At 62.2% G+C, this 17,189-nt stretch carries 14 protein-coding genes; 8 read left to right on the plus strand and 6 right to left on the minus strand.

Features of this window, described 5'->3' with window-relative positions; all coding sequences use genetic code 11:
- Nucleotides 1-11: 11 nt before the first annotated feature.
- The 4 genes from hyi to HYPGJ_RS15905 all read right to left on the minus strand — a co-directional run bounded on the left by hyi (nt 12) and on the right by HYPGJ_RS15905 (nt 3,867).
- Nucleotides 12-800: a hydroxypyruvate isomerase gene (hyi, locus tag HYPGJ_RS15890; RefSeq protein ID WP_046847978.1), complete on the minus strand. Its 789-nt coding sequence runs from the start codon at nt 798-800 to the stop codon at nt 12-14.
- 30 nt (nt 801-830) lie between these two features.
- The gene (lipA, locus tag HYPGJ_RS15895; RefSeq protein WP_046847979.1) at nt 831-1,790 is read right to left on the minus strand and encodes a lipoyl synthase; all 960 of its coding nucleotides are present in this window, start codon (nt 1,788-1,790) and stop codon (nt 831-833) included.
- Nucleotides 1,791-1,960: 170 nt separating this feature from the next.
- Entirely contained in the window at nt 1,961-3,031 is a 1,071-nt protein-coding gene (locus tag HYPGJ_RS15900) for a L,D-transpeptidase (RefSeq protein ID WP_046847980.1), read from the minus strand.
- 389 nt (nt 3,032-3,420) lie between these two features.
- The gene (locus HYPGJ_RS15905; protein ID WP_046847981.1) at nt 3,421-3,867 is read right to left on the minus strand and encodes a cupin domain-containing protein; all 447 of its coding nucleotides are present in this window, start codon (nt 3,865-3,867) and stop codon (nt 3,421-3,423) included.
- 99 nt (nt 3,868-3,966) lie between these two features.
- Here HYPGJ_RS15905 and ggt point away from each other — a divergent pair, with 99 nt between their 5' ends.
- Complete coding sequence (gene ggt, locus HYPGJ_RS15910) at nt 3,967-5,712, plus strand: gamma-glutamyltransferase (protein ID WP_046847982.1); 1,746 nt, start codon at nt 3,967-3,969, stop codon at nt 5,710-5,712.
- A 31-nt stretch (nt 5,713-5,743) separates the two neighbouring features.
- Nucleotides 5,744-6,751: an FAD-dependent oxidoreductase gene (locus HYPGJ_RS15915; protein ID WP_046847983.1), complete on the plus strand. Its 1,008-nt coding sequence runs from the start codon at nt 5,744-5,746 to the stop codon at nt 6,749-6,751.
- Here the strand turns inward: HYPGJ_RS15915 and HYPGJ_RS15920 are convergent.
- Entirely contained in the window at nt 6,704-10,150 is a 3,447-nt protein-coding gene (locus tag HYPGJ_RS15920) for an acyl-[ACP]--phospholipid O-acyltransferase (protein ID WP_046847984.1), read from the minus strand. The genes HYPGJ_RS15915 and HYPGJ_RS15920 overlap by 48 nt on opposite strands.
- A 193-nt stretch (nt 10,151-10,343) precedes the next feature.
- On the opposite strand from HYPGJ_RS15920, the gene thiS reads away from it, so the two are divergent.
- The 5 genes from thiS (at nt 10,344) to hemH (ending at nt 14,253) form a co-directional block, all read left to right on the plus strand.
- Nucleotides 10,344-10,541: a sulfur carrier protein ThiS gene (thiS, locus tag HYPGJ_RS15925; protein WP_200185770.1), complete on the plus strand. Its 198-nt coding sequence runs from the start codon at nt 10,344-10,346 to the stop codon at nt 10,539-10,541.
- Nucleotides 10,542-10,559: 18 nt separating this feature from the next.
- A complete protein-coding gene (locus tag HYPGJ_RS15930; protein ID WP_046848486.1) occupies nt 10,560-11,375 on the plus strand; it encodes a thiazole synthase in 816 nt (271 codons plus the stop codon).
- A 23-nt stretch (nt 11,376-11,398) separates the two neighbouring features.
- Complete coding sequence (locus tag HYPGJ_RS15935; RefSeq protein WP_046848487.1) at nt 11,399-12,001, plus strand: thiamine phosphate synthase; 603 nt, start codon at nt 11,399-11,401, stop codon at nt 11,999-12,001.
- Nucleotides 12,002-12,102: 101 nt separating this feature from the next.
- On the plus strand, nt 12,103-13,152 hold the full coding sequence (locus HYPGJ_RS15940) for a CHAD domain-containing protein (RefSeq protein WP_046847985.1): 1,050 nt from the start codon (nt 12,103-12,105) through the stop codon (nt 13,150-13,152).
- 39 nt (nt 13,153-13,191) lie between these two features.
- Nucleotides 13,192-14,253, plus strand: coding sequence for a ferrochelatase (gene hemH, locus HYPGJ_RS15945; protein ID WP_046847986.1), 1,062 nt, complete (start codon nt 13,192-13,194; stop codon nt 14,251-14,253).
- 33 nt (nt 14,254-14,286) lie between these two features.
- Here the strand turns inward: hemH and HYPGJ_RS15950 are convergent, their stop codons facing one another.
- Nucleotides 14,287-15,318, minus strand: a complete 1,032-nt coding sequence (locus HYPGJ_RS15950) for a KpsF/GutQ family sugar-phosphate isomerase (protein ID WP_083984156.1) — start codon at nt 15,316-15,318, stop codon at nt 14,287-14,289.
- Between the two features lie 202 nt (nt 15,319-15,520).
- Here HYPGJ_RS15950 and HYPGJ_RS15955 point away from each other — a divergent pair, with 202 nt between their 5' ends.
- Complete coding sequence (locus HYPGJ_RS15955; RefSeq protein WP_046847987.1) at nt 15,521-17,188, plus strand: outer membrane beta-barrel protein; 1,668 nt, start codon at nt 15,521-15,523, stop codon at nt 17,186-17,188.
- Nucleotide 17,189 lies beyond the last annotated feature (1 nt).

A 17,189-nucleotide genomic window follows, 5' to 3' on the forward strand; every position in this document is an offset into this window, starting at 1 on the left:
GCCGGCGGAACTCAGATCGCTGGCGTTTTCAGCTTGCGCCACCATTGCAGGCTGTCGGATGTTGACGAGCGAGGTTTGTATTCGCAGCCGATCCAGCCCTTGTAGCCGATACGGTCAAGGTGATCGAACACGAACGGGAAATTGATCTCGCCCGTTCCAGGCTCGTGCCGCCCTGGCGTATCGGCGATCTGCACATGACCGATGAGCGGCAGATATTTGTCGATCGTCGGCGTCAGATCGCCTTCCATGATCTGCATATGATAGACATCGTATTGCAGCCGAAGATTGGACGCACCGACGCTTTCAATGACGTCCGCCGCCTTTGCTGTGGAGTCGAGGAAGTAATTCGGAACGTCGCGCGTGTTGATCGCTTCGATGAGGAGCGTCACGCCTTCGTCCGCAAGCGCGCGCGCCGCGAACGTCAGATTTTCGATGTAGGTTTTGCGCATTTGACGGTGATCGGCACCGGGTGGTGCGGTGCCCGCCAGGCAATGAAGCTGCTTGCAGCCGAGCGCCTTCGCGTATTTGACGGCGCGCTGGACGCTTTCGCGAAATTCTCCCGTCAAGTTCGGATAGATCGCGATGCCCCGGTCGCCAGCGGCCCAGTTTCCCGCAGGTAGGTTGAACAGCACTTGTGTGAGCCCGTTCGCCTTCAGGCGCGCGGCGAGATCGTCGGTCTCGTAATCATAAGGAAAGAGAAATTCGACGCCCTCGAAGCCTGCCGACGCCGCCGCGTCGAAACGGTCGAGAAACGGCAGCTCAGTGAAGAGCATTGACAGATTTGCCGCGAATTTCGGCATGCATTTGCTTTCGATGAGAAACGCGCGAGCCTAGACGGCTAGACGTGCCTCGCGCGCCTCCCGAAGACGACGAAAATCATCGCCCGCGTGGTAGGACGAGCGCGTGAGCGGCGACGCTGAGACCTGGAGGAAGCCCTTGGCATAGGCCGTCGTCGCCAGCGCCTCGAATTCCTCCGGCGTGACGTAGCGGTCGACAGCGGCGTGCTTTCGCGTCGGCTGCAGATATTGCCCGATCGTCAGGAAATCGACATCGGCAGACCGGAGGTCATCCATCACCTGAAGGACGGCTTCGCGCGTTTCGCCAAGCCCGACCATGATGCCGGACTTCGTGAACATCCGCGCATCGATTTCCTTCGCCCGCTGCAACAGGCGTAGCGAATGGAAGTAGCGTGCGCCGGGGCGGATTTTCGGATAAAGGCCGGGGACCGTCTCGAGATTGTGATTGAACACGTCGGGACGGGCTGCGATCACCACGTCCAGCGCGCCGTCCTTGCGCAGAAAATCGGGCGTCAAAACCTCGATGGTCGTCTGCGGCGCAAGCCTGCGGATTGCTGCGATCGTTTCGGAGAAATGCTGCGCTCCGCCGTCGGCGAGATCATCGCGATCGACCGACGTGACGACGACGTGCTCGAGGCCGAGACGCGCCACGGCATCGCCGACACGAGTGGGCTCGTCCGCATCGAGTTGACCGGGCCGTCCCGTGGCGACATTGCAAAACGCGCAAGCACGCGTGCAGATGTCGCCCATGATCATCATCGTGGCGTGACGCTTCTCCCAGCATTCGCCGATGTTGGGGCAGGCCGCTTCCTCACAGACCGTAGTGAGGCCGTGATCGCGCATAATTCGATGCGTGTGCGAGAAACCCTGTGAGCCGGGCGCCCGAACGCGCAGCCAAGGTGGCTTCGGCAAATAAGGAGTATCGGGCCGCGACGCCTTTTCTGGATGACGCAGGCGCGGCTTGGGGTCGGTCGTATCGAGGAGCGTTACCAAGGCTGTGCAACTCAAGTCAGGAGCGAATGCGGGATACCCCGTCCATCGCTATCGTACATCCTGACATGGCGGACGGATAGGCCGCAGACAACCCCGACTATGTAGCTAAAGAGCATACGAAAACGGGCGACCCTTGGGCCGCCCGTTGAATTCCAGTCCGCCGGCAGGCGTCAGGATGATTTCGCCGGATGTTCGACCATCGACGATTTGGTCGGTGTCGGATCGGCCGGAGCGGCCTCGCGCGGCTTGACCGGATCGGGAACCGAGCGAGAGTGAGCCGGTGCCGGCGTCGAAACAGACTTCTTCTCGACAACGGCAGGCTTCTTCTTCTTCGGTTCGACCGGCTTCGCATCGGATTGCGTAGAGACGGCCGCGGTCTTCTTCTTCGCGGACTGCTCGATCGGCTCGTCGATCGTCGCATCGACACCCTCGCCCGTATCGACGGCGTCGCGAGGCTCTTCCGAACGAACGCTGGCGCGCTGGGCGCGCGGTGGCGCATCGTCATCCCACGAGAAGATAGTGCCCGAATTGCCCTGCGGCCGAGTGTAGGTCGCGCGGGTGGGCGCCGTTGCCTGCCCGTAGCCGCTGTTGCCCGATGCCTTCTCGGCCTGATCGTCGCCGTAACGCGGATAGGATTTGCTGGAAATCGCCGATCCCGTCTTGAACTGCTGCCACGTCACGGTCACGCGCATGCCGATCGGCACGCGGGGATAGAGATCAAGCACGTCTTGGTTCGTCATGCGGATGCAGCCGTGCGAGACGGCCTGCCCGATCGTCCACGGCGCATCGGTGCCGTGAATGCGATAGGCGCTGGAGCCGAGATACATGGCGCGAATGCCAAGCGGGTTCATCGGATGCCCACCGGGGACCCAACGCGGCAGACGCGGATTTCCGCGCACCATCTCGGGTGTCGGCGTCCACGGCGGATTGACGCGCTTGTTGGTGACGGATGTCACGCCCTGCCAGCGCGCATCGCCCTTCGGCACCGCGACGGGATAGGTGATCGCCTCGCCCTGCTTCGTGATCAAATACAGGCGCCGATCGGAGAATGAGACGATGATTTGGCCCGGCTTATATTGCGGGTCGAAGGAAACCACGCTGCGACCGCCGCCGTACTCGTCGCCGCCGCCCCAAAGGAAATCGACAAGGTCTTCGGCCTGCGCGACTGTCGCGGAGATCATTCCCCCGGCCATGATCAGGGCGGCAACGGCAATTCGACTCAAACGGCGTTTAACGGTCATCGGGGGGTGCTCCAATGGCAGCAAATTCAAAAGCACAGGGCTACGGGGGTTATCCTGTTCTTGATTAGTGAAAGGCGGGTATAAATCAGTCCCGTTTTCACCGGCAGAGCAGGGAAGTCACAGTTCAATCACGATTCCTCCCTTGCGCCTGAGTTTATTGATGTTTTCGAAATTTTCCGGCGTTGCATGTTGCCATTTGACGACGCTCCACCCCCAGTTCGTTTTTTGTCTCTTTCTTTAGGGTGCTCGACGCGCCCGGTTTGAAACAAAAATAGAACAAGCCGACGCACAGCATACCAAATGAACATCGCCGCTGGCGGGCGCGATCGCGTATTCCGGCCCTGACACGGCTGCAGGCACAACCCTACCAAAGCCTCCGCAAGCAATAGTTAGTGATGTTTGTCCGGGATCGAAGTCGCGGCGCCCTCTGCACCGATGTACACGACGAACAGCTTCATGACGCCTGTGCCGGTGTTTCGGCCGTTGTGCGGAATGCTGATCGCTTCGGCGACCGACTGCCCTTTTTTGTACGTCCGCGTGCCCTTCGCGCCATAATCGACCGTCAGCTCGCCGTCGAGGATCAGCCCTGTCAACGGCACGCCGTGTGTATGCCACCCGGTCTCCGCGCCAGGCTGCATCTCGACGATCGCCGTCGTGAGCTTTGCCGGTGAGCCGGTCGGATAGACGATCGGCTCGTCCATGACCGTTTTTCCCGTCGAAAGGAGCTGCGTCACGCGCGTCGTCGCGTCGAGGGCTCTCGTGCTCGCGGCCCCGGCTGCAAACAGTCCGAGCGCGGCGAACCCGAGCCCGATGTGACGGCCTTTCCAAATGGACATATGTCTCTCTCGCGGCTTTGATCTAAGAACGCGACGATGAGGTATGTTCGTAGTCTCGTCCACCGCCAACTGTGTGCCGCACGCCTTCAGGGAATACGAATGACTTTCCGAGTTCTGGCTGCTCTGTTGTGTTTCGTCGCCGGTGCGTCGGCCTCCGCGGCTGAGCAAATCCGGCCTGCACCGGAAGGCCCATCCGGCACGACGGCGAAGTCTCTCGTCGTAGCGCAGCGGCAGATGATCGTCGCGGCCGACCCGCTCGCCGCCGAAGCCGGTCGTGAGATTATGCGCCAGGGTGGATCGGCGGCCGATGCGGCCGTCGCGGCCGAACTCGTTCTCGGGCTTGTCGAACCTCAGTCCTCTGGTTTGGGCGGCGGCGCGTTCCTCGTTTACTGGGATGCGCAATCGCGTTCGCTCGCGACATTCGATGGCCGGGAGACGGCGCCCGCTGCCGCAAAGCCCGACCGCTTCCTGCGCGACGGCAAGCCGATGCCGTTCGAGGCGGCAGTGCGCTCAGGCCTGAGCGTCGGCGTTCCCGGCCTCATGCGCGCCCTGGAGGCCGTCCATAGGCGCTTCGGAAAACTTCCGTGGTCGTCGCTCTTTGCGCCAGCGATCAAGCTCGCAGAGGAAGGCTTCCCGGTATCGCCGAGGCTCGCTGCTCTGCTCGCTGCAAGCAAAGCCGAAGACTTTTCCGCCGGGGCGCGCGCCCGCTTTTTCGACGAGAACGACACGCCGATCGCGGCAGGCGACGTGATGACGAATGCAGCCTATGCGGCGACGCTGAAGGCGATTGCCGAAAAGGGCGCAGACGCATTTTATTCCGGCCCGATCGCGGACGCGATCGTAAAGGCCGTCCAGGGTGCCACGAGCATTCCGGGCGACATGACGGCGGCCGACCTCGCAGGCTACGCCGTGAAGGAACGCGACCCCGTATGCGTTGACTACCGGGCGCGAAAAATCTGCGGCATGGGTCCGCCATCGTCTGGGGCGATGACGGTCGGCACAGTTCTGAAGCTGATCGAGCCGTTTCCTGAGGTGCAAGGCTCGGCGGCCATGATGAGAGCGCCCGCGCTCCACATCATCGCCGAAGCTGAAAAGCTCGCCTACGCCGATCGCAATCGCTACATCGCCGATCCAGACCGGATTTCGGTCCCGTCAGGGCTGATGGACGACGCCTATCTCGCCGAGCGCCGCAAACTGATCGACCTGCAGAAGACGATGGATAAAGCGGAGCCCGGTCTCCCGCCCGGCCTTGCGAAGAAGACGTTCGGCAAGGACTTCACCAACGAGGTTCCGGGCACGACGCACATGTCGATCATCGACGCCGACGGCAACGCCCTTGCGATGACGGCAACCATCGAGAGCGCGTTCGGCTCGCATCTCTGGGCTGCGGGGTTCTTCTTGAACAACGAGCTGACCGATTTCTCCTTCGTACCCTTCGACGAAAAAGGCATGCCCGTCGCCAACGCCGTCGCCGGAGGCAAACGTCCGCGCAGCTCGATGGCGCCGACGATCGTGCTCGATGCGCAAGGCACGCCCGAGATCGTGACCGGATCGCCGGGGGGATCGCAGATCATCCTCTATGTCGTCAAAACGCTTGTGGGATTGATCGACTGGGGCCTCGATGCGCAGAAGTCCGCCGCCTTGGCGAATTTCGGAAGTCAAGGCGGAGCGTTCATCATCGAGTATTCTCCGTACTACGTCTGGCCCGCGTTCGATCTCACAGCCTACGGACACGCCATCGGCAACGCGACGATGACGTCTGGCGTCCATACGATCGTTCGCAAGGACGGACATCTGGAAGGCGGCGCCGATCCGCGCCGTGAAGGCGTGGCGCTCGGCGATTGATATGAAGTGACGGCGTGCGACTGGGAGAGGAATGTTGAGCAAACTATCGATAGCTGTTGTCGGCGCCGGCATCACGGGACTCTGGCAGGCATTCACGCACGCACGCGCTGGCCACCGCGTCCGCCTCGTCGAGCGAAGCAGCGAGCCGTTTGCCGCTTGCGCAAGCCGCTTGGCGGCGGCGATGATCGCTCCGGAATGCGAAGCGGAGGGAGCGCCGCCAATCGTTCGCGATCTCGGCCGCGAAAGCATCTCATTGTGGCGCGATGCCTACCCCGCAACGGTGGTCAACGGCACGCTCGTCGTCGCGCCGCCACGCGATAGCGCCGACCTGACGCGGTTTGCGCAAATGACCGAACGGCACAAGGTTCTCGCAGCACAATGCCTGGCGAAGCTCGAACCTGATCTCGCCGGGCGCTTCGAGCGCGGCCTTTTCTATCCCGATGAAGCCCATGTCGTCGCGACGGAAGCGCTACGATGGCTGCTATCTCAAGCGCGCGCGCTGGGTATCGCAACCGAGTTCGGCCATTCCTTTCAGCCTCACGGCGAAGACGTGATCATAGATTGTCGCGGCATCGGCTCGCGGCAGGACCTGCCGTCGCTTCGCGGTGTCCGCGGCGAACGCATTCTTATTCAATCGCGCGAACTCGGCCTGTCGCGTCCCGTGCGGCTGCTCCATCCGCGCCAGTCGATCTACATCGTGCCGCAAGGCAACGGGCGATACGTCATCGGCGCGAGTTTGCTGGAGCGCGAGGACGATATTCCGATGACGGTGAAGTCGGCGCTCGATCTCTTAGGCTCCGCTTATGCATTGCATCCGGCCTTTGGCGAAGCGTCGATCCTCGACATGGGCGCGGGCATCCGGCCTGCCTTCCCGGACAACATCCCGCGCGCGATCATCGAAGATGGCGGCAAGACGATCCGGGTGAACGGCACCTACCGTCACGGATTTCTTCTCGCGCCCGCGCTGGCAAAAGCCGTGGCCGGGTTTCTGTCAGACGGCCGGCGTGATAGCCCGCTCTTCGACAGCCCCAACGCTTGATCCAGCCTTTTCCGCTATTGCCTTTTTCGCCAGTTCGAGCGACGCGACATAGTCCGGCTTGCCTGAGCCGAGTAGCGGAATTTTGCTGACGACAAGAATATCGGCGGGGATCATCAGCTCCGTCGCGCCCTTGCGCCGCGCGAACTGAATGAAAGCCTCGCGCGTGCACTTTGGATCGGTCGTCAACAGCGCGAGACGTTCGCCCTTGCGCGCGTCTGGAAGCGCCACGACGAGGGTGATCAAGTTCGGCCAAAGCTCAGCCGCCAGCGCTTCGACCGCCGACAGCGACACCATCTCGCCCGCGATTTTCGCGAACCGCTTCGCACGGCCCTTGATCGTGATGAACCCCTGCGAGTCGATCTCGACGATGTCGCCGGTATCATACCAGCCATTTGAAGGCGGTTCGAGAACGCCGGGATTCTCGGTGCGATAATAGCCGAGCATCACGTTCGGTCCGCGCACGTAAAGCCGTCCGCCCGTCTCTATTCCCGGCACGGGATCGAGCCGCGCCTGCATCAACGGCGACAGGCGTCCGACGGTGCCCGCCTTGTTGGCGAGCGGCGTGTTGATGGCGAGCACAGGAGCAGTTTCGGTCACGCCGTAGCCTTCGAGAATACGCACGCCGAAGCGGTCCATGTAGAGCTGCCGCGTTCGATCCTTGACGGCTTCGGCACCCGCGAGCACCAGGCGCACGCGCGCAAAGTCATAAGGATGCGCCACGCGCGCATAGCCGGAGAGGAACGTGTCCGTGCCGAACATGATCGTCGCGTTCGAGCCGTAGACGAGTTCCGGAATGATGCGGTAGTGCAGCGGCGTCGGATAGAGATAGACAGGCACGCCCGCGACCAGCGGCATCAGCAGTCCGGCCGTCAGGCCGAACGAATGAAAGACGGGCAGGGCGTTGAAGACCTTGTCGCTGCCGTTGCATGCGACGCGCGTCAGGCTCTGCGCACAGTTGGCGAGCAGATTGCGGTGGGAAAGAACGACGCCCTTTGGCAAGCCCTCCGAACCTGACGTGAATAGGATCGCAGCCGGCGCATTACAGTCGCGCTCGACCTGCGGCTTGCCGCCCTGCGCAAGGCCTTTGATCTTATCGGCGAACGTAACAGTCGCGCGCACGTCTTCGAGATAGATGATCCGCGCGACGGTGCTGATCGCCTGCACCAGCGCTTCGAAATGCCCCTTCTCGACGAACACGCGCGAGGTCAGCACGACCGTGACGTTCGCCGCTTTGCACGCAGCGATGACATTCGCGGCGCCAGCCGTGAAGTTCAGCATCGCCGGAACGCGACCGGCCGTTTGCAGGGCGAAGAACGTCACCGCGACGCCGGCCGAATTCGGCAGAAGCAAGCCGACCGATTGACCGGGCTCCGGCAGCATCGGCGCAAGCTTCGCACCCAGCACCTGGGCTCCAACGATCAGCTTCTTGTACGAAAGCTTTGTGCCGAGCGGGTCCTGGATCGCGGGCTTTCCGGTGTCGCGCGTGTGCCGCGCCTGCACGAGCGCCTCGAACAGCGTCTGGTCGATCGGCGTCGTCAGAACGGCGGAGTCCGTCATCACGTCCTGCAAAGCCGCGCCCGCTGCCAGACGCCGCTGCTTGCCGCGCAGGTTCGGATCGATGTTCAACTTGACCGGCGGCAGGATCGTCACCGTCGTTTTCGGAAACCACGCCTTTTTCGTTTGCGCGTTGCTCAGGTATCCGAAATGCGAGCGCTCGAGGCCGTCGATACGCACCGGAATGACCGGCGCATCCGCCTTGTCCGCGATCATCGCCGTGCCATCGTAGACTTTCATCAGGCCGCCGGTGACCGTCAGCCGCCCTTCCGGGAAAATGACGAGCGACGAGCCATCCTTCACGTCCTGAATGAGATGCCGCATGCCGAGCGGCCGCGTCGGATCGATGGCGTAGGATTTGGCGAGCTTCAGAAACGGCTTCACCCACCACGTATTCGCCATGCCGGTATCGATGGCGAACGTCGCGTGCGACGGCAGCAGCGCATGCATCAAGGCCGCATCGAGAAGGCTGACGTGATTGGGCGCGATGATCGCCTTCTCGCCGGGAGCGGGAAGATTCTCGAGGCCCTTCACCTCCAGGCCGAACAAGGTCTTGAACAGGAACACGCCGACATCCTTGACGCCCTCCGCGCCCCACGCGCGCAGCACCAGCGCAACGACGATGAGATTGGCGACGCCGATGCCCGCATAGAGCAGTGCGACGGAAACTTTCTCGTATTGAAGCGCGGCGACCGCGAGGCCCGCGAATGTCATGAACGCAGCCGAGAGAACGTTGCATCCGGCGATCACGCGCGAGCGGCGTTCAACGGGCGACCATGCCTGCACGGCGGCGAACGACGGCACGATGAAAAGTCCGCCTGCAAATGCGATGCCTGCGAGATCGAGCAGCATGTGGATGCCGCTGAACGACGCCAGAAGTTCCGATACGCCGATCGGTTGCGGCGCTGGCGTTATCCGCGACGCCAACAGCGCGAGATCAATGAGGAATATGCCCATCAGGAGCGCGCCGATCGGAACGAGCGCCAGATTCGGCCGGTTCTTGCTTGCACTTGCGGCGACCATCGATCCGGCCGCGACCGATATGGCGAATGTAAAGAGCGCGAGCGTGTAGACCGAGGGAGCGCCGTTCAGCGTGTGCGGAATGAGGTTCTGCAACAGCGCCAGAACGACCGCGCCGACAAGCCAGAACCAGGACGTGATGAGCGCGCCCTGCCAGATGCGCCTGTCGCTGCGCAGGTCCTTGATGAGCGTCGCCGTCGATGTGACGATATTCTTGTCGACGACAAGGTCCGGAACCGTCGAAGGCGCTGCAGGAATAAGTCGCGCGCACAGCCAGCCCGCGATCGAGATCGCGACAATGGCGGCGGCGACGAGGCCGATCTCTCGGTCGCCTCCGGAAGCAAAATTGCCGCCGATCGTGCCGAGCAGGATCGCAATGAACGTCGCGCCTTCGATCAGCGCGTTGCCCGCCGGAAGTTCCTTGAGTTCGAGATGCGTCGGCAGCAGCCCGTATTTCACCGGCCCGAAAAAAGCGCTGAGCGTTCCGAACAGGATTAGCGCCACGAACAGCAACGGCACCGAAGGCAGCAGAAACCCGACCGCGGCCGCCAGCGCGATCGGGATTTCGAACAGTCTGACGCGCGCCGCCATCCGAGCCTTGTCGAACTTATCGGCATATTGACCTGCGAGCGCGGAAAACAGAAAAAACGGCACGATCAGCGCTGCGCCCGCCAGCGTCCCGATCGCCGGACCGTTTTCCATAGCGAGGCGATAGACGACCAGCATCGCCAGCGCGTTCTTGAGGAGGTTGTCGTTCAGCGCCGCGAGCAGCTGGCTCCAGAACAGCGGAGCAAAGCGGCGGGAAGCCATCAGGTGCGAGAACATCCGGGTCATCCTCAATGGGAACGTGCGGGTAGGCTGGCGGGAAGGAACGTAGGCAATACGGCAGATTGGCGGTGCTTTGACCCGTTCACCGCGTTTACGCTAATAAATCAGAAAATCCTCTAGCAAACGCCGCGAAAAGGCCTACTTGCAGCAGATGCACGAGGACGAGCCAATGCTGAACGCGATGCCGAAAATTGAACTGATCGTCAATGGCCGCAAGTCCGAAACGGGAGCACAAACGCTGGCCGCGCTTCTGGACGAGCAGGAACTGTCTGATGCCAAAGTCGCAACCGCGCTGAACGGTCATTTCGTGCCCGCGGCGAAGCGTGATACGACGAACCTCAAAGCCGGCGATAGCGTCGAGATCGTCTCCGCGCGCCAGGGCGGCTGAATGAGCATCTCGCAATCAATGAACCTCCGGGACCAAAGTCTGCATAAAGAGCAAGCGCTGTCGTTTTACGGCGTGACGGTGCCGTCGCGGCTTCTGCTCGGGACGGCGGGATACCCGTCGCCCGCAATTCTCGCCGACGCTGCGAAAGCCTCGCGAGCGTCGATCGTGACGGTCTCTCTCCGTCGTGAGGCGGCGGGGGGAAAAATCGGCGAGCGCTTTCTCGACATCATCAAGAATCTCGGCGTCCGCGTTCTTCCCAACACCGCCGGATGCCGCACGGCGCGCGACGCGATCGCGACGGCTGAAATGGCGCGCGAGCTGTTCGGCACCGATTGGGTCAAGCTCGAAGTCATCGCCAACGACGACACGTTGCAACCGGACGTGTTCGGGCTCGTCGAGGCTGCGCGCATCCTCAACGCCAACGGCTTCAAGGTCTTTCCCTATACGACGGAAGATCTCTCCGTGGCGGAACGCCTGCAGCAGGCGGGCTGCGAGGTCATCATGCCGTGGGCGGCGCCGATCGGCAGCGGCCGCGGTCTGGCGAATGTCGCCGCGCTCAAAAGTCTGCGGGCTTATTTTCCCGACGCAAAACTCGTGATCGACGCGGGTATCGGCGCGCCCTCGCACGCGGCCCACGCCATGGAGCTTGGCTATGACGCCGTGTTGCTCAACACCGCTGTGGCCAAAGCTGCCGATCCCGTCCGCATGGCGGAAGCCTTCGCAAATGCCATCGTTGCCGGACGCATCGGCTACGACGCCGGCCTGATGCCCGCGCGCGACATGGCGGTGCCATCGACGCCGGTCGCGGGCACGCCGTTCTTCGACATCGAATAGGGCTGGATTTGAATCGAATGCCGGTGAAGCTCGCACCGTTCTACCCGATCGTCCCCGATATCGGCTGGCTCGAACGCATCGTGCCGCTCGGCGTTAAGCTTGTGCAACTCAGGATCAAGGATGCGGCGCGGGCCGATGTCGTCGATCAGACAAGGCGAGCGCTCGCCGTGACGCGCGCGCACGACTGCCAGCTGATCGTGAATGACTATTGGGACGTCGCCATCGAAACCGGCGCAGATTTCATCCATCTTGGTCAAGAGGACCTTGAGACCGCAGACCTCGGCGCGCTGCGGCAAGCCGGAGTCCGCTTCGGCGTTTCGACCCATGACGAAGCGGAACTCGCGAAGGCTTTAAAGGTAAACCCGGACTACGTCGCGCTGGGCCCGATCTACCCGACCAAGCTGAAGGTCATGCCCTGGGCGCCCCAAGGCCTTGAACGGCTTAAGTTATGGCGCAGCAAAATCGGGGCGCTTCCACTTGTCGCGATCGGAGGGCTGATGCCGGATCGGGCCGACGGCGTGGCCGATGCGGGTGCGAACAGCTTGGCGGTAATTACCGATTTTGTAACTGCCGAGGACCCAATTGCCCGGGTCAAAGAGTGGCTCGCATGGGCGGCCGGCAGATAAAACTGACCGGCGCGTTTGCCTCGACTGATTTGACAGAAGCGCCCGTTCCGGTGGAATAATTCACGCCCAACTCCCGACAACCCTCAAGGTGCCTCGCGCTCATGCCGTACAGGTTCAAGATCGACGAGCCGGTTGAGAAGGGATTTCGGCGTATCGCGCGCGAGCAGCTCGATTTGGCTTTGCAGGAACTCGCCGCTCCGGAAGTTCAACCCAAAGGCGTACACGAAAGCCGGAAAGCTCTGAAGCGTCTGCGCGCGCTCGTGCGATTGGCTGCGCCTGCGCTCGGCGCGGATAGGGCGCGCAAGCGTAACAAAACGCTGAGCGAGATTGCACAACTTCTTGCCGGACACCGTGATCAGGCGGTGATGCTCGATACGCTGAAGAAGCTCAGGGAAGAGAATGGTCCGGACGGCGCAGCGACGCTTGCTCCGTTGACGGTGCACTTCGCCAAGGCGTCCGCCAATGCGCAGCAACCGCTCGATCCCGGTTCCGCCGCGCAGGCCCGCTTGATGCTTCTGCGCGAAACTAAAAAATTCGCGCGCGCCCGTATTCGCAAAAGAGGTTTTGCGGCTCTCGAAGGCGGGCTCGAGACGAGCTATCGCCACGCTCGCAAGGCCCTGAAAATCGCCTACAGCGAACCGGCGGACGAAACATTTCATACGCTGCGCAAATCGGTGCAATGGCATTGGCGGCAGATGAGCCTGCTGGCGCGCGCCTGGCCTGAAGAATTCGCGATCCGGGTCGCTGACGCTCGCGAGCTGTCGCAGCTTCTCGGCGACGATCATGACTTGGCGTTGCTGATTACCGCAACCGCGAACGCAGACGACATTTCCGCCGACCAGAAGGAAGACATCGTCGCCTTGTGCCGCCGAAAGCAACAGACGTTGCGTCTCGAGGCCGAGTTCCGCGCCAAACGGCTTTTCGCGGAGATGCCTCAGCCGTTTATCAAGCGGATGCGGGCCTATTGGAAGTTCGGCAGCGGGATGCGCGCTCGCGAACTCCCTCATCTGACGCATGTGGAGGAGCCGCAGGCGCTGCATCTGGCATCCTCGGACGTTCCGAAAAGCCTCGGCGAGATCAAGCCCGCCCTGGGCAAGCCCAGGCTTGCGGCAAAAGAAGAGCCCGCATCGCCTTCGCAACGCCGCGCTTGATCCGGCGATTTGTAGATTCCATTGTTGAACGGGACGCGGATGAACGAAGCGCCGAAATCGATAACTCCTGCGGATACGGCGTCGGCCTTTCCGCCGGGCCATAAGAACGTCGCACACGGACGTATCGGCGTCCTATTGCTTAATCTCGGCACGCCCGATGGCACCGGTTATTGGCCGATGCGGCGCTATCTGAAGGAATTCCTCTCCGACGAGCGCGTCATAGAGGAGCCGCGCTGGAAATGGTGGCCGATCCTCAATCTCATCATTCTGACCGTCCGTCCCGGCCGCAAGGGCAAGGACTACGCGACGATCTGGAATAACGAGAAGAACGAAAGTCCGATCAAGACGATCAGCCGAAACCAGGCTGTCGAGCTCGCCGAACGTCTGAAAGACCACGACGGCATCATCGTTGATTGGGCGATGCGTTACGCCAACCCGTCGACGGAAAGCCGCATTCAGGCGCTGAAAGACCAGGGCTGCGATCGCATTCTGCTGCTTCCTCTCTATCCGCAATACGCCGCGCCGACGACTGCGACTGCCGCGGATCAGGCGTTTCGCGCTTTGATGAAAATGCGTTGGCAGCCCGCGATCCGCCTGGCACCCGCCTACTACGACGATCCCGCGTACATTGATGCCCTCGCGCGTTCGATGCGGAAAAGCCTTGCGAAGCTCGACTTCGAGCCGGAGAAAATCATCGCGACGTTTCACGGAATGCCTGAGAAATACTTCGCGGCGGGCGATCCGTATCACTGCCAATGCCAGAAGACGTCGCGGCTGTTACGCGAGGCACTCGGCATCACCCCGGATCGTTGGCTGACGACGTTCCAGTCGCGCTTCGGCAATGATCCGTGGCTGCAGCCCTATACGGACAAGACGGTCGAAGCTCTCGCTAAATCGGGAACGAAAAGGCTCGCGCTCGTGGCGCCGGGATTTTCCGCCGATTGCCTCGAGACGCTCGAAGAACTCGACAGCGAAAACCGGCATTACTTTGAATCGAACGGCGGCGAGAAATTCGCCTATCTGCCGGCGCTCAACGACAGCCCCGAAGGCATAGACGTCATCGAGGCGGTTGTGCGGCGGGAGTTGCAAGGCTGGATCTGACAGCCGGAGGCGAACTCGCGACCGCCGCGCTATTCAAGCGACTCCGAGACGCAGCAGGTCGTGAATGTGGAGGATGCCAACCGGCTTCTGCTTCTCGACCACGAACAGCGCCGTGATCGACGACGCGTTGATGAGTTCGAGCGCCGCTGAAGCGAGCATCGTCGGCGAAATCGTTTTCGGCTTCGCCGTCATGATCTGATCGACGCTCGCCCGGACGAGGTCGGCGCCCATATGGCGGCGCAAGTCGCCGTCGGTGATGACCCCGATGAGGCGACCGCGCTTTTCCACGACGCCAACGCAGCCGAAGCTCTTCTCGGTCATCGTGACCAGCGCATTGGCCATGGTCTCGCCGCTCTTGATCAGCGGCAGCCGTTCGCCCTTGTGCATGATGTCCGAGACGTACTTGAGGTTCGCGCCGAGCGACCCGCCGGGATGGAAAATCTTGAAGTCGTGTGCGGTAAATCCGCGGGCTTCGAGCAGCGCGATCGCGAGGCTGTCGCCGAGCGCGAGCTGCATCGTCGTCGACGTTGTCGGCGCGAGCCCGTGCGGGCAGGCCTCCTTCGTGCGCGGCAGAAGCAGCACGACATCGGCCTGTTCGCCAAGCGCCGACTTCGCCTGCGAAGTGATCGCAATCAGCGGCACGGCAAAGCGGCGCGAATACGTGATGATCGGCTTGAGTTCGACCGTCTCGCCCGACCACGACAACGCCAGGATCAGGTCCGAGCGCGTGACCATCCCGAGATCGCCGTGCGACGCTTCGCTCGGATGCACGAAAAATGCGGGCGTCCCGGTCGACGCGAACGTCGCCGCGATCTTCTGCCCGACGTGGCCGCTCTTGCCGATGCCGGTGACGATGACGCGTCCCTTGACAGCAACGAGACGGCGCATCGCCTCCTCGAACGGCCCGGCGAGATCGCCGTTCAGTTCGCTGGCGAGCTGGATAAGGCCTTCCGACTCGAGGTTGAGCGTCCTCACCGCCGAAGCGACACTGGCTTTGAGGCCTGACTTTGTGCTCGAAGCAGCAGGCCGGGTGCTGGAACCGCGGAACGGGACCACTTTGGTCATTGGTGAGACGAGTCCTTCCCCCGTTGAGGCGCGTCCTGAGCCGTGCCAGCAAAACGTGGACTGACCTTATCAATTCCGCGCTGATGCCGCTATGCCGAAGCCGCGCTTACCCCCGGTTTTAAAGGCACATTAACCAACGGTTTCTACGGTGAGCGCGTTCAATTGTTTGCGTTCACGTGATTCTTCATGGGGGCGCTCGCAAATGAGCGACCGGCGTCATGGCTGGTTTTATTGGAGCTTGGTCGCAGCGGCACTTTTGGTGCCCGCCGGCGCGCGGTTCGCGCATGCCCAAAGCTCAGCTCGGCAAAATCTGACCAGCATCGAAGACCCCGCCACTTCTGACGCATCCGAGCCCGGATTGGATGACCCCAATTCCGACGGCAGCGAGAGCGGCGATCCCGCTTCCGTAGCCCCGGCCGACGCTGACGGCGACCCCGCCGCGACGGACGATACGAGCAACCCGGAAGACACAAATTCGTCCGCTGACCAAAACGATGCCGCCGAAAGCTCGCCGCAAGCTGGCATGCGCGACCCGGGCGAGGCCAATCCCGGCGACCTCGCCAACGGCGAACCTCTGACGCCGCCGCAAGGCATCGACGTCTCTTCCGCAAGCGCGCGCGATCCAGCCGAAATCGAGTTGCCCGATCAGCGAGCCGTGCGCCGCGATCCGCTGCTCTATCAAATTGAGGATTTGAATCCGATCACCGATAACCGGACGACGGCGCGCCTGTTTCGTCAGGAGCCTTACGATCCGGTGGGGATCAGGATCGGCAGCTTTGTCCTGTTCCCGGAGCTGGACCTCGGAACGTCCTACTATTCGAATGTCTTCCACGCTCCATCGGCAAAATCGGACGTCGCGTTCGATGTCTTGCCGTCGGCTCGTCTCGTTTCGAACTGGTCGCGCCATGCTCTGGAATTCAGCGCCACCGGCATCTTGAGCTTCTATAACGACTACACGACGGAAGACGATCGCGACTATCAGCTCGAAGCGCGCGGCCGCCTTGACATCACGAGCCGCGCCAACATTCAGGCGCTGATTTCGCGTCAGCAATCGTTCGAAGACCGTTCCGCGCTCGACGCGAGTTCGGTCGGCACGCGCGCCAAGATCATCGAAGATCGCGCTGAGGCGGCCTACAATCAGCGGTTCAATCGTCTGTCGCTGCAGCTGCGCGGCAGCATCAGCGACTACACGTATGGCTCGACTGAAGACTTAGGCGTGACGACGAACAACCAGGATCGCGACTACACTCAGTACGAGGAAGCCGCGCGCGTCATGTGGGAGCTGAAGCCGCAGCTTTCGCCGTTCTTCGAAGTCGCCATCAATCATCGCGACTATGCGGAGGCCGCACAGTCCGACGGCATCAATCGCACATCGAACGGCGAGCGCTATCGTTTCGGCATTTCATTCGGCAACGACGGCGATATCGTGCGCGGCGAAGTCAGCCTCGGCTACGGCGTCCAGACGCCGAGCGATCGCCGACTGCATCCCGTCGATGGCCTGATTATCGACGCCAACGCGACGTGGCGCATCACGCCGCTGACGTCGATCCTGTTCAACGCCATGTCGGACGTTTCCGAAACGACGACAGCCGATGTCGGCGGCGCATTCTACCGCGCGGCGAGCATCGGCATTCGCCACCAGCTGAGAAGCTATCTCATCGTCTCCGCCGCCTTCAATTATTCGAACCAGGATTCGCAGGACGGCGTCATCAGCGACAACGAGTTCCGCGAAATCCTTGGTATCGAATACTTCGCCGACCGCAACACCGTGCTCTACGGCCGCTACGAGCACGTCAACTTCGACGGCATCGGCATCCCGAACGATTACGTCGGCGACGAGATTCACGTCGGCGTAAGGCTCCGCCGCTGAC

Source organism: Hyphomicrobium sp. GJ21, assembly GCF_001006785.1.
Classification (GTDB): Bacteria; Pseudomonadota; Alphaproteobacteria; order Rhizobiales; family Hyphomicrobiaceae; genus Hyphomicrobium_B.

Coding starts and splice junctions, on each gene's coding strand:
- hyi (WP_046847978.1), bottom strand. CDS start 800: ATGCCGAAATTCGCGGCAAATCTGTCAATGCTCTTCACTGAGCTGCCG.
- HYPGJ_RS15900 (WP_046847980.1), bottom strand. CDS start 3,031: ATGACCGTTAAACGCCGTTTGAGTCGAATTGCCGTTGCCGCCCTGATC.
- HYPGJ_RS15905 (WP_046847981.1), bottom strand. CDS start 3,867: ATGTCCATTTGGAAAGGCCGTCACATCGGGCTCGGGTTCGCCGCGCTC.
- ggt (WP_046847982.1), top strand. CDS start 3,967: ATGACTTTCCGAGTTCTGGCTGCTCTGTTGTGTTTCGTCGCCGGTGCG.
- HYPGJ_RS15915 (WP_046847983.1), top strand. CDS start 5,744: ATGTTGAGCAAACTATCGATAGCTGTTGTCGGCGCCGGCATCACGGGA.
- HYPGJ_RS15920 (WP_046847984.1), bottom strand. CDS start 10,150: ATGTTCTCGCACCTGATGGCTTCCCGCCGCTTTGCTCCGCTGTTCTGG.
- HYPGJ_RS15930 (WP_046848486.1), top strand. CDS start 10,560: ATGAACCTCCGGGACCAAAGTCTGCATAAAGAGCAAGCGCTGTCGTTT.
- HYPGJ_RS15940 (WP_046847985.1), top strand. CDS start 12,103: ATGCCGTACAGGTTCAAGATCGACGAGCCGGTTGAGAAGGGATTTCGG.
- hemH (WP_046847986.1), top strand. CDS start 13,192: ATGAACGAAGCGCCGAAATCGATAACTCCTGCGGATACGGCGTCGGCC.
- HYPGJ_RS15950 (WP_083984156.1), bottom strand. CDS start 15,318: ATGACCAAAGTGGTCCCGTTCCGCGGTTCCAGCACCCGGCCTGCTGCT.
- HYPGJ_RS15955 (WP_046847987.1), top strand. CDS start 15,521: ATGAGCGACCGGCGTCATGGCTGGTTTTATTGGAGCTTGGTCGCAGCG.